The 12,424-nt window shown below is 39.9% G+C and carries 11 protein-coding genes; 6 read left to right on the top strand and 5 right to left on the bottom strand.

Annotation, left to right across the window (positions count from 1 at the left end; all coding sequences use genetic code 11):
• Positions 1-73: 73 nt before the first annotated feature.
• Positions 74-595: a DUF29 family protein gene (locus WKK05_RS05050; RefSeq protein WP_341528684.1), complete on the top strand. Its 522-nt coding sequence runs from the start codon at positions 74-76 to the stop codon at positions 593-595.
• 225 nt (positions 596-820) lie between these two features.
• Here the strand turns inward: WKK05_RS05050 and WKK05_RS05055 are convergent, their stop codons facing one another.
• The 4 genes from WKK05_RS05055 to ruvC form a co-directional block, all read right to left on the bottom strand.
• Positions 821-1,168 carry a hypothetical protein gene (locus tag WKK05_RS05055; protein ID WP_341528685.1) on the bottom strand — a complete coding sequence of 116 codons (348 nt, stop codon included), beginning with the start codon at positions 1,166-1,168 and terminating at the stop codon, positions 821-823.
• A 27-nt stretch (positions 1,169-1,195) separates the two neighbouring features.
• Positions 1,196-2,250 (bottom strand): IS630 family transposase gene (locus WKK05_RS05060; protein WP_341525019.1). Its coding sequence is split into 2 segments (ribosomal slippage): positions 1,196-1,855 and positions 1,858-2,250, totalling 1,053 coding nucleotides; the frame shifts between segments, so codons are not numbered across the junction.
• Between the two features lie 67 nt (positions 2,251-2,317).
• Positions 2,318-2,551 carry an NB-ARC domain-containing protein gene (locus tag WKK05_RS05065; protein WP_341531023.1) on the bottom strand — a complete coding sequence of 78 codons (234 nt, stop codon included), beginning with the start codon at positions 2,549-2,551 and terminating at the stop codon, positions 2,318-2,320.
• A gap of 1,064 nt (positions 2,552-3,615) precedes the next feature.
• Positions 3,616-4,107: a crossover junction endodeoxyribonuclease RuvC gene (gene ruvC / locus WKK05_RS05070; protein WP_341528686.1), complete on the bottom strand. Its 492-nt coding sequence runs from the start codon at positions 4,105-4,107 to the stop codon at positions 3,616-3,618.
• Between the two features lie 263 nt (positions 4,108-4,370).
• On the opposite strand from ruvC, the gene WKK05_RS05075 reads away from it, so the two are divergent.
• Together WKK05_RS05075 and tsaE are read left to right on the top strand one after the other, a co-directional pair.
• A complete protein-coding gene (locus WKK05_RS05075) occupies positions 4,371-5,741 on the top strand; it encodes a gluconeogenesis factor YvcK family protein (RefSeq protein ID WP_341528687.1) in 1,371 nt (456 codons plus the stop codon).
• Between the two features lie 120 nt (positions 5,742-5,861).
• Complete coding sequence (gene tsaE, locus WKK05_RS05080; RefSeq protein ID WP_341528688.1) at positions 5,862-6,317, top strand: tRNA (adenosine(37)-N6)-threonylcarbamoyltransferase complex ATPase subunit type 1 TsaE; 456 nt, start codon at positions 5,862-5,864, stop codon at positions 6,315-6,317.
• A gap of 1,324 nt (positions 6,318-7,641) precedes the next feature.
• Here tsaE and WKK05_RS05085 read toward each other — a convergent pair.
• Positions 7,642-8,964: a dihydroorotase gene (locus WKK05_RS05085; protein ID WP_341528689.1), complete on the bottom strand. Its 1,323-nt coding sequence runs from the start codon at positions 8,962-8,964 to the stop codon at positions 7,642-7,644.
• 404 nt (positions 8,965-9,368) lie between these two features.
• Here WKK05_RS05085 and lepB point away from each other — a divergent pair, with 404 nt between their 5' ends.
• From lepB to WKK05_RS05100, 3 genes are all read left to right on the top strand, one after another.
• On the top strand, positions 9,369-10,010 hold the full coding sequence (gene lepB, locus WKK05_RS05090; RefSeq protein WP_341528690.1) for a signal peptidase I: 642 nt from the start codon (positions 9,369-9,371) through the stop codon (positions 10,008-10,010).
• Positions 10,011-10,343: 333 nt separating this feature from the next.
• Positions 10,344-11,237: a transposase family protein gene (locus tag WKK05_RS05095; protein ID WP_341528691.1), complete on the top strand. Its 894-nt coding sequence runs from the start codon at positions 10,344-10,346 to the stop codon at positions 11,235-11,237.
• Between the two features lie 240 nt (positions 11,238-11,477).
• A complete protein-coding gene (locus WKK05_RS05100; RefSeq protein WP_341528692.1) occupies positions 11,478-12,308 on the top strand; it encodes an MOSC N-terminal beta barrel domain-containing protein in 831 nt (276 codons plus the stop codon).
• The last annotated feature ends 116 nt before the right edge of the window (positions 12,309-12,424 follow it).

The following is a 12,424-nucleotide window of genomic DNA, read 5'->3' on the forward strand; positions in this document are numbered from 1 at the left end:
TAACAGTTGTCGCTGAACTTTTAACTCAGCGACTTCTAGAGAAGATGGGACAGCAGGTAGGCGGTGAGAAAAAATGACGCAGGAATTAATAGACCTGAGAACTAGTATTCTGGAAGGACGTTACGCAGACGCCTTAGCAATTGTAGATGAGCTACAAGGAATGAGTAAACAGGCTATTCTGCGAAATATCCAATCTTATTTAAATATTTTGCTCATTCATCTGATTAAAAACCAAGTTGAGAAAAGATTGACTGGTTCTTGGGCAAGTTCTATTCGGAATTCTGTCCGAGAAATCAAAAAAATGAATCTTAAAGAGAAGGAAATAGATTATTACGTGAACTTAGATGAATGGGCAAATTTGATTGTAGAAGAAGTTATTGAAGATGCAATAGCTGATGCTAGCGAAGAAGTGCTAGATGGTATGTACAGCCAATTTCAACTTTCAGAAATTATTGATAGAACTCAGTTAATCCAAACTGCATTAAAATTATTAGCTCTAACACATTCTCAATCAGCTAAGAATTTACCAGGATCTGTTGCAGGAACTTTAATAGAGTTACCAGGAGGGCAAGATTGGATAAACAGGAAAAATTGAATTCCCTTCCAGTTTTCTCTCTCTGTGTCGCGCCAGTTGCTACAACGAGGGGAACCCCCGCAACGCACTGGCTTCTCTGCGCCTCTGTGGTTAAATAAAATTCTTTTGAACCGCAGAGACTCAGAGAACACACAGAGAAGATAAATTCTTTTCACAAAATTTTATCCACTTTGAAAGGGCTACTCTTGACTGTTGACTTCACAGAGTGAGTATTGAAACTTAAATTTACAAACTTAATAACCAATCTTGTGCAGCTGAAGGCGATCGCAAATGTACAACCTGAAGATGGGCATACTCAGATTCTTGGAATAATAACTGATATTTTTGGCGATTTTTGCCGTAGGTTTGCAGCGCCCACAAAACGACCGAATCGCGGCTAAAGAAAGATTTTTTCCATGTTTCGCGGTTACCATTGCAGACTTCTTGTTGTGTTACTACCCGCGAAACTGTTCGCCGTAAAATCCGACTCATAACTACTGTCCAAGAATAGTCTAGCCAGATAACAGTGTCAGCGCGTTGCCAAACAATATCGTGCACTATGCTGTAATTACCATCTACTAAGTAGGTAGGCACCGAAATTTTCTACTATGTAACAAAATCTTAAGTTGATAATCTAGAGCTAAATTTTACACGATGTGTGTTGTGATTGTTTTTTTTTCCTCTAGCTTGAACACCATTGATGACGGCGTAAGCGAGATCTAGCTCATCATCAAATGCTTGCCCGGATAACTCATCTTTCTTGAGATGTTGCCATTCCAATTCAATTGGATTCATTTCTGAGCAATATTTCGGGAGAAAAAAGATGTACAAACCCTGACTTTCCCATTTTTTCCACAATTGTTGAACTTCTTGGCAGCGATGTATTGGCCCGTTATCTTGCACAATCACGCTGATACGTCCAGTTTCTTGGGCTTGTTTGGCTTCTTTCTCCATCATTTCTATATAAGATTTACGGTCAACACCACCGATAACTAAACCGTAAACAAAACTGATTAAAGGTTGGAGAAGCCCGATAATACTTAATCTGCGACCACGGCGTTTAGTCTGTTCTAACCGTTTTTGCTCACCTCTAAAGTAATATGTATAACTAGGTTCGCTCCACATACAGAACCCTGACTCGTCTAGGTATTTCAGGTCTATTTCACCAGTGGCAGCAGCTAATTCCAACATGTCTAGGTCTGCTTGCTTGTTTGCTCGTGCTACTGGGTCTTGTTTTCCTTTATGGCTTTTCCTTGTCCGTTTCCAATCGACCCCCTTTTTTTGAGTACCCGTCTTAATCTGTCGGCACTCATCTCAACGTTGCGTTCTGTTTTCAACTTCAAAGCTAACTGAGAACTATTGTATGTGCGTGGCTCGTTTCTGAGGCATTCTTCTAAAAATATCATGTCATCCTCAAGCCACTTTGGTTTCCCCCCTCGCCCAGGAGATTCCCAAAGCCCTTCTGTGCCCAGTTTTTGCCATTGATGCAAAACTTTTGTGACTGTTTTTTTGTGACAATCAAAGTGATCTGCTATCTTCTCTACATACCAACCATGTGCATTTAGCCTGATTATTTCCGCCCTGTCTTTGACTTTCTGTGGTACATCCTGTTTTCTCAGATTTAGTAAAGTTTGGTCTTGCTCAGGAGTCAGAAATACCCTTAAACGCGCACCCATACACCAACTACCTTGTAGATGCATTATCAGTCTTTACATATCTTAACATAGCTGACTTTTTTGGCACCTACCTACTTACCCAGCGATCGCTTGACAAAGCTTGAGTAACTTTCTGATGCATTATATCATTTGGCACTTCTACCCAATTAGGTTGCCAATGCAGATAGTCTAGTTCAACATGGGGAATCGCGAGACGTTGGGAAATTTGCTTTGCCAACGTTGTCTTACCTGAACCACTAGTACCAACTACAGAAATCCGCTGCATAAAATCTTGTTGATTCTGAGATAGGAAAACTTTTATGTTTTTTTGTTTGCATTTAGCTGATTATCATGTTCGGCTGAGCAATTATAAAACGTCATTGCGATCGCAATGATGTGAAGCAATCACTATGTCTCTGCGATTGCTTTGCTTCTACTGGCAAAAACGCTACCGCGAAGGCTCGCAATGACAACTATATGATCCGAACTTGAGATTAAATCCCTATAAAGTTACGGCTGAGGAATTATACCAAAACTTTTGAGTTATTGAAACAGCGTAATTTTTAATCGTCAAGTATATTTGCTGATTACTTTATCAAAACGTTTGTATTACTTTATCAATATCTTTAATTGCTTACTGAAAATACCTAATTGCTTTCTCAATATCTTTAATTGCTTACTCAATATCTGTGATTGCTTTCTCATTTCAGTAGATTTAGCAAGCAATTAGAGGTATTGCTTTATGAATATCTGTGATTGCTTTCTCATTTCAGTAGATTTAGCAAGCAATTAAAGGTATTGCTTTATGAATATCTGTGATTGCTGACTCATTTCAGTAGATTTAGCAAGCAATTAAAGGTATTGCTTTCTCATTTCGGTATATCGCGTATTCCTTTTGATATATTCAGCAAGCAATTAGAAGTATTGCTTTTTCAACATCTTTGATTACTTAGCTGTACGGCGGCTTTTTGGAAATTAAATAAGTTATTAAATTCGCGGGAGATGCGAAATTCTGAAAGTACGGTGATCGCTTCATGGGATAAGTGGTAAGCTATCTTGAGGTAGATGTAATATGGTGAGATTAACTCAACTCTTGCCCAACTCTGATCAATAATTTCAGCCAGTTCTTGCGAAATATCTATACAACGGTAATATTGCCAGCGATCGCTAAACCACTTTTGCAGTTTATTGAAAGCATCGTGATTTAAAATATCAACTCAAAACTCTATAAATATTTCGTACCTGTGTTATGTGAGTAAAAAATTTTTCCAACCAGAGAAGGGATGACTCAACAACTGGGATATAGGGAGAGCAAAAAGAGATAGCTTTCAAGTGTTTATGCTTGTATGCCAGTTAGGAAAGAACTTTATTGTTTGCGTACAACAGCTATATCTGATACCATGCTGTCAAAGCCACTGCTAAACCATCTGCGGCATCATCCGGCTTAGGAATTTCTTCTAAATTCAACTCCCGTGCTACCGCCTCTTGCACTTCTGACTTATCAGCATTACCATATCCAGTCAAAGCTTGTTTAATTTGGGCAGGGGTAAACTCTACATACGGGATACGACGTTGCCCCAACACCAAAATAAGTACACCCCGCGCCTGTGCAACAAGAATAGTACTTGACATACGATAGAAAAATAATTTCTCGATCGCAACCAAATCCGGTTGCAATTCCTCAATCAAAGCGTGCAAATCGTCGAACAAGGTACACAGCCGCTGTCCCATTTCCGTACCCGCAGGCGTACTGATTACCCCAAAATCCAGTACCTTAACTGTAGTGTCTTGTACCTTGCCTTGACTTTGTTGGCAAGTAATTGCCCCAAACCCTAAAATCGCCAGTCCTGGATCTAATCCTAAAATTCTCTTTTCCATTAAATTCACTAATAATAAGGGTGTAGGGGATAAAGAATTAATTCTTCACCTAGATCCCTGCACTCCCAAACCCTTGCAACTCTTCCTTTCACATACGTTCCTACACTACCAAACCCTTACACCCCGATTAAATACTGGCAACTTTGGCGATTTCCTCTTAGTGTAATGGAATTGAAAAATATAATAGTTCCACACTTGGTGTTTAAACTAAGTGGTGTAGATTTTCTGTCAAACATTTTTTGTAGCACTGCTCATAATCAGGTATGTCAATCGGTTTTCTTAGACAAGCCCTCAACGCCCTGCAAAAGCAGTCGCGCTCTCGTACTTCCTATCGGGTTAACCAGTGGTTCAAGTGGCTATCGCCTGGACTATCGGTAAAACGTTGGTTGCTCATTAGTGTTGGGGGTGTAATATTGGCGAGTTTGGGGTTGGCTATTTGGATTAAGCTAACCCCAATTTTTTGGCTGCTTGAGTTGCTTAAGGGTTTTCTGGGAGTAATCACCGATATATTACCCAACTATATCAGTGGCCCTTTGGTACTGCTTTGTGGCTTTATGTTATTGCTCTGGGGACAAACTCGCACTGTAGGCTCAATTACTAGGGTACTAAGACCAGAAGGTGAAGAGGAACTCATTGATGTCCTGCTGGCGCATCGTCGATTGTACAGAGGGCCTAAAATAGTAGTGATTGGCGGTGGTACAGGACTTTCGACGTTGTTGCGAGGACTGAAAACCTATAGTGCTAATATTACTGCGATCGTGACTGTAGCCGATGATGGTGGGTCTTCTGGAAGGTTGCGCCAGGAGTTTGGAGTGCTACCACCAGGGGATATTCGCAATTGCTTGGCAGCATTAGCAGATGAAGAAAAGTTATTAACAGAATTGTTTCAATACCGCTTTCGGGCTGGAGATGGATTAACAGGACACAGTTTTGGTAATTTGTTCTTAACAGCGATGAGTGATATTACTGGAGATTTGGAACAGGCAGTTGCGGCCAGTTCCAAAGTGCTAGCGGTACGGGGACAAGTACTGCCAGCAACTCTCAGTGATGTTCGTCTCTGGGCAGAATTAGCCGATGGTCGCCGAATTGAGGGTGAATCGAGCATTCCCAAAGCTGGGGGTAAAATTGTCAAATTAGGCTGTATTCCTGCCAATCCTCCAGCTGTACCAGCAGCTATTAAAGCAATTAAAGAAGCTGATTACATTATTATTGGCCCGGGTAGCCTTTATACCAGTTTAATTCCTAATTTATTGGTTCCAGAAATTGCGGATGCGATCGCCAAAACAGAGTCCCCCCGCATTTATGTCTGCAATATCATGACTCAACCAGGAGAAACAGAAGGATACACTGTTGCTGACCATATTAGAGCCATTGATGCAGCTTGTGGAGATAGACGGTTATTTGATGCTGTACTAGTACACAAAAAATCCCCCTCTGAGCGATCTCTCATCCGCTACGCCGAACAAAACTCTCATCCCGTTTTTATAGATAGAGAAGCCGTATCTGAACTGGGACGACGCATTGTCCCAGCTAACGTTTTGTATGAAGATGAGATTGGTTTCGTACGTCATAATCCGCAGAAACTCGCACGAGTTTTATTGCGTTGGTACAGTCGAGTGCATCATGGGAAGTAGAGACGCGATCATACTCTTACGAGAAGCCGCTCTTTGAGCGTCTACGCGTCTGTACATAGTCATTTGCCATTCTTCTTTGTTCCCATTGTCCCCCTCCTCCCGTCTCGCATCTCCACCACCATGAAAATTTTTCTTGCTGATGCAGAAGCTACGCTACGTTTCGGTATAACTCTTGGCGAATCCCTGAGTGCTGGCAGTGTAATTTTACTAGAAGGTGATTTAGGCGCTGGTAAAACTACTCTCGTTCAAGGTATTGGGAAAGGTTTAGGAATCAATGAACTCATTGTCAGTCCTACTTTCACTCTCATTAATGAGTATACAGAAGGACGCTTTCCCCTTTACCACCTAGACTTATATCGTTTAGAACCACAAGAAGTTGCCGCTTTGAATTTAGAAAGCTACTGGGAAGGTGTTGAGGTTACGCCAGGACTTGTGGCGGTTGAATGGGCAGAACGAATGCCCTACAAGCCAGATCGCTATTTGAGCGTATGTTTGACTTATGCACATGACAGCACTCGTCAAGCTGAAGTTACGCCATTTAATTGCACTATTAGCGAATTCATCACCGCTATCTGATGTCATTTCCAACTTATTAACATATAGCAATCCTGTTTTCTTTATGAATCTCGCAAGGCTCAGATTCTCCGTTTATCTAGGCAGTTGAGAATCTTTCTATTCACGAACTATTTAGGATTGGTATATATAATATTTTATTTCTCAGTAATTGGTCATTTATTATGAAAAAGATAACTGAGAAATAAAAACTAACATTTATTAAGACAGTAAAAATTTATCTAAAAACGGTTGATGGAGAATTCTAGACTCTTCCTATCTACCACTACCACGCTCACCAAAAAGAATTACTAACATTGTTATCTCAACTGTCTAAAACTAAATGAATAAGAACTCTTGATATATAAAGGATGTTTAACTTATCCTTGTTCTCAGTATGCCCTACTTTAAGTCAATATCTATACATTAAAGACACTGATTTTTGATTGTTCAGGTAAATTAATTTAAACAAACTATTTTTCTATAAATTCTTATATTTATATCTAGAAATAACACGGTTGCCAAGATAATATTAATTAACTATTAACGTATTTATACAGGATAGAAATTTTAAAATGTCCTAATATTTAAGGGTTATTTACTTCAATTATGTATTTCTAAGTAGATGCACTAATTATCTTGAATTATGAAGTTATATTTCGCGACAGAAAGATGTTATTTAGATATTTTAATATCAGTATTTACAACTTTTTTATGAAGATAAAATGATAGATCCATAAAGTTAAAAAAGCAGAAAAAGCATGGAGAGAAACATGATTGAAATTTCTGCACAACCGAAGTCGCCTGTTGCGCCTGTCAAACTTGTGACAGACGACTCCTTTGAGGTGAAAGACAATTACCGTTACATGGAAAACTTCAACCATGAATAGGACTTACGCACTAAAGGCTGAAACATTTATGCCCCTTATAAAGGCTACTGTGTGCGTATAAGTCTCTATCATGGGAATTTATAGTTTATCGAATAGATCAACAAAACTTCACCCTGGTTCTGCTACGCAAAACCTTACCCTCTCCTTACCAACGTGAGTTCGATGAACCTCTCCCTCCCAACCTCCCTCTCCGAAGCGGAAAGGGAGGAGCAACGAAAAAATCATGGTTTTACTCCCCTCTCCTCGTAGGAGAGGGGCTGGGGGAGAGGTCAAGATAGCACTTATCGAATTCACGTTTACCAAGGTCAGGGCAGGGTGAGGTTTTAAAGGAATGATGTCTTTTTCAACGTCTCCAAGAACGAACTGACATTTTCACCTTTATGATGTGACAATTCGGCATGGAGGACTATCAAGCCCAAGCCAGCGCAATAAAAAAGATTGTTTATTAGAAGTTATACTTACGGCGAGAAAGTTAAAGCTTGACCCCGTACTTCTGTATTTAATTTGCCTTTATCATAAACAATCTGACCACCGACAATGGTTGTTACAGCCCATCCTGTAAGGTTCCAGCCTTCAAAAGGACTCCAACCACACTTGGTTAACAGTTCCTCGCGCTGGACTGGACGGTAAGTGTTCAAATCTACAAGCACTAAATCGGCATCATAACCAGGAGCGATCGCCCCCTTATTCGGAATACCATAAGCTACAGCCACAGCCGTAGACATCCACTTAACAACTTGGGCAACAGTACATCGTCCTTCCATCGCCGCCGTTAACATTACAGCCAGGGAAGTTTCTACCCCAGGCATTCCCGAAGGACTATTAGGATATTCTTGCGCTTTCTCTGCTAAGGTATGCGGTGCATGATCTGTGGCGATGAAATCAATTACGCCATCGCGCAAAGCTTGCCAGAGAACTTCGTTATCATGAGGCGATCGCAATGGTGGATTCATTTGTGCTAACGTGCCAATCTTCTCATAGGCACTGGTATTCAACACCAAATGCTGTGGTGTCACCTCTGCTGTCACCCAACTTGGTTTATCCTGACGCAGCAACTCTGCCTCTTCTGCTGTGGACATATGTAAGATATGCAAGCGACGTTGGTATTTGTGAGAAAGTTTTAATGCCAGTTTCGTCGCTAATAAAGCCGCTTGATTATCTTGAATTTGGGAGTGAACTGCTGGGTCATGAATACCAGCAAATTCTTGACGCCGGTGGTTGATTCTAGCTTGGTCTTCGGCATGAACCGCAATTAAACGCTGACCTTTAGCAAATATTGCCTCTAGTGTTGTTTCACCATCAATCAGTAACTGACCATGCATCGACCCCATGAAAATCTTAATTCCTGGTGTCGGTTTGGCCAAAAGCAAATCTGGTAAATTCTCTGCTGTTGCCCCGATAAAAAAGCCATAATTAACCAAGCATTTATTAGAGGCACGTTGTAACTTGTCGTCTAAAGCTTGTTGCGTAGTAGTCAGGGGGCGCGTATTCGGCATTTCTAGAAAAGAGGTAACTCCCCCTTTGGCACAGGCACAACTGGCAGTGAATAAATCTTCCTTGTGTTCTAGCCCTGGTTCCCGGAAATGCACCTGCGGATCTATGACTCCTGGCAACAAAGTTAAGCCTTGTGCGTCAATTTCTGTGGTTGCTGTTGCCTGGGAGATTTCTGGTGCAACTTCGACTATTTGGCGATCGTGCGTCAGCACATCCCCAATGATGAAGTCACCATTGGGTAGAATTATACGGGCGTGGCGAATCAGTAAACTTGTTGGAGATGACATGGCACTAAGCAATTCAAAATTAATAATCACTGTACCCCTACGGGGAAGCCAGCTACGCGCAGCGTCGACCATCGTAGAAGTTCTGATTGCCAAAAGTCGGCGCTCAGATTTATCTCAAAATTCAAAATGTAGTCAAAGCTAAAATTTTGCCTATTGACTCCATATAAATTACAGCAAAGACTGCCTATGCTTGACAGATAACTATCCTTATAAGGTTAAACTTTATTGCCCTCTGAGTAACCAATTTTTGCTGCACGCTAAAAAAAAGTTTATTTTTAAATTATGGATCTCTTTGTAAAGATGCCAACCTAACCAATAATTTAAACTTCTCCCGTTAAGATTAACAAATAAAGTCTCCCTCAGTGAGTTAATTACCTGTATCTTGCCTTTACTTAAGTACTTTCATGCAAAATCAAGTGTCTGATAACAACTCTAGTCAACAACCTGATAATTCTTGGATCGCTGAGCTAGGTAGAACAATTATCTTGAGCATTGTTTTAGCCTTGGGAATTCGTACCTTTGTTGCCGAAGCACGCTGGATTCCGTCTGGCTCTATGGAACCGACTCTGCATGGTACGCCAAACCAGTGGGAAGCAGACAAAATTATTGTCGATAAGTTGAAGTATAAATTTTCTGACCCACAACGAGGAGATATTGTAGTATTTTCACCTACGCAAGAACTACAAAAAGAGCAATACCAGGATGCTTTTATTAAACGCGTAATTGGCTTACCTGGAGACAAAGTAGAACTTAAGGATGGTAGAGTCTATATAAACAATAAACCCTTGCAAGAGGAAAATTATTTATCTTCCGCACAGCGTACAGCTATTGATGTCTGCCTATCAGGACAGCAGCCTCCTTACTTGAAAACACCCAAGACAATACCAACCGACTCATATTTAGTGCTAGGTGATAACCGTAACAGTAGCTACGATAGCCGTTGCTGGGGTGTTGTTCCACGCCAAAATATTATTGGTCGTGCTGTACTTCGCTTCTGGCCGCTAAATCATGTTGGAAGTATTGATAAATCACCAATATACCCATAGAAGTTAATATTTGAGGTTGGGATCTCGGTGTTGGATATTGAGATTAGAAGATGAATGGCTATTTACTCATAAAAGTGGGCAATTAGCACTAATCTAAAAAATCCGGGCAACCGTGTTCCCAGGCAGAAGCCTGGGAAAAGTCCACCATTGAGTAAATATTTTATACAAAATACGGATTCAATAAAATTGATTTAAAAGTTAGTTACAGAAACCTGATTAATATAAGGCTCTTAATTTAAAATTATAACAATTAAACTTGTCCGAAATATTAACTTAGGAAAAGAAAAATGGTAAAACGTTAGATTGGGCGTCTACCATTTTCCACAATTAGTTATGATTTTAGATTATATACAAAAGTATCCACTACGAACAAAACAGATTTTAGGGATTAGTTACGAACAATTGCAATCACTGCTAAATTGCGCCTTAAAACGAAATCGATACATCAAAGCTAAACAAGAGAGTCATAAAATTAGAATTAATGCGGCTGGTGGTGGTCGTCCCGAAAAGTTATCAACCGAAGAACAAGTATGTTTATGTCTATTTTATCTAAGACAGATGCCAACATTCCAAGTATTAGGAATGCTATTTGGTGTTTCCAAAACCGAAGCTAATGATACATTTCACGACTGGATACCAATTCTTCGTGATATATTACCTGCTAGTTTATTAGAACAAGTATCAAATAATGAAAGTGATTTACTATTTGTTCAAGAAGTATTAACAAATTTTAGGCTATTAGTCGATAGCTTAGAACAGCCAATATATAGGGATTCTGACCAAAAAGAGCAACAGAAATATTTTTCTGGAAAGAAGAGACAACATACATTAAAAAGTCTGATAATTGGCATACCAGAAGGCAAAGATATTGTAGAGGTAGAAGTAGGTGTTCCTTGGCCAACAGCAGATATAAAATTGTTTCGTCAATCTCAAAATAAATTTGATAAATCTCAACCCTTTTCAGGTGATAAAGGCTTTCAAGGAGGTGAGAATATCACTACTCCTCATAAAAAGAAACCAAAACGAGAATTAACTCAACAGCAAAAAGATGAAAATAATGCTTTATCTAGTAATCGGATATTCATTGAACATTTGATTCGATTACTTAAAATATTCCGCATAGCCTCACAAAGATTTCGCTTAAAGCTTGAGACGTATGAGCAGATTATTTTAACAGTTTGCGGATTAGTTAGGTTAAGAATTGGTAGCTTAGTTCTGCCAACTTAGCTAGTAGCAAAAATCATAAATTTTTAGAAATTAGGAGTTAATTTTTATGCCTCTAAATTATCACTAACTATCTCAAAGCCTTATAATTACGTATTTACGAAGATATCAAAGTTTTGCCCCAAAGCTTTGAACAGTCTGGCTTTGGAATTTTCGGACAAGTCTATTGCTACTACCCTCCGGGTATCTACAAATCTCTTAAACTTTGTAAGCCCAGTGGCTCCAATATCAAAAACTGGTATAATGCCTTACCTAGCGAAGATTTTAATATATCCAGTTAAGTCACTGGATGGCGTTGAAGTTGAGAATGCCAGAGTGTTAGCCAGTGGTGCATTACAGTATGACCGAGAGTTTGCTATTTTTGACGAAGTTCCAAATTTGGTCAATGGTAAGCGTCATGCCAAAATTCATTTACTACGGGCATCTTACGCCAGTTCATTGGGGACATCGCAGTTTGAACTATCAAATAGAACTATCTCGTTACAAATCCCCGGTAGTGATTCAAAGCAATTTCATCTAGATGATGAAAAGCAAGCGCTAGAAATGACTTTGAGCGATTTTTTTGGATTTGCTGTGACATTAGAGCAAAACTCTCTGACAGGCTTTCCTGATGATAAAAGCTCAACAGGGCCAACGGTAATTAGTACAGCAAGCTTAATAGAAGTGGCTTCCTGGTTTCCCGGTTTGAGTGTTGATGAAGTACGTCGTCGGATGCGTGCCAATATCGAGATTGCTGGTGTACCAGCATTTTGGGAAGATCAGTTATTTACTCAACAAGACGATGTAGTCTCCTTTCGAGTGGGAGATGTTTACTTTTTTGGGGTTAATCCATGTCAGCGTTGTATAGTTCCAACACGCGATTCTCAGTTAGGGGAAGCTTATACAAACTTTCAGAAAATCTTTGCCAAACAGCGCCAAGCAACTTTGCCAGAATGGGTAGCTTCATCTCGCTTTAATCACTTTTACAAATTGAGTGTCAATACACGATTATCCGCATCAGAAGCCGGAAAAATTTTACAAATAGGCGCCGAAGTTGAAATACTTCCGCAATCAAATTTAGGTCTTAGGCACTGAAGTCTGAAACCTTGATCCCCTTACAAAGGCAGGGGAAATGATGCTACTGGATTTGATATGACTCCAGAGCGCGTCAAGCCATTGCATATAATTAAGAATTACTACGGTGTCCTAAA

Source organism: Nostoc sp. UHCC 0302, from assembly GCF_038096175.1.
GTDB lineage: Bacteria > Cyanobacteriota > Cyanobacteriia > Cyanobacteriales > Nostocaceae > UHCC-0302.

What these genes read in the sequence shown, in the direction of transcription:
- WKK05_RS05050 (WP_341528684.1), top strand. Translation starts at nt 74, where the DNA reads ATGACGCAGGAATTAATAGACCTGAGAACTAGTATTCTGGAAGGACGT.
- ruvC (WP_341528686.1), bottom strand. Translation starts at nt 4,107, where the DNA reads ATGGAAAAGAGAATTTTAGGATTAGATCCAGGACTGGCGATTTTAGGG.
- WKK05_RS05075 (WP_341528687.1), top strand. Translation starts at nt 4,371, where the DNA reads ATGTCAATCGGTTTTCTTAGACAAGCCCTCAACGCCCTGCAAAAGCAG.
- tsaE (WP_341528688.1), top strand. Translation starts at nt 5,862, where the DNA reads ATGAAAATTTTTCTTGCTGATGCAGAAGCTACGCTACGTTTCGGTATA.
- WKK05_RS05085 (WP_341528689.1), bottom strand. Translation starts at nt 8,964, where the DNA reads ATGTCATCTCCAACAAGTTTACTGATTCGCCACGCCCGTATAATTCTA.
- lepB (WP_341528690.1), top strand. Translation starts at nt 9,369, where the DNA reads ATGCAAAATCAAGTGTCTGATAACAACTCTAGTCAACAACCTGATAAT.
- WKK05_RS05095 (WP_341528691.1), top strand. Translation starts at nt 10,344, where the DNA reads ATGATTTTAGATTATATACAAAAGTATCCACTACGAACAAAACAGATT.
- WKK05_RS05100 (WP_341528692.1), top strand. Translation starts at nt 11,478, where the DNA reads ATGCCTTACCTAGCGAAGATTTTAATATATCCAGTTAAGTCACTGGAT.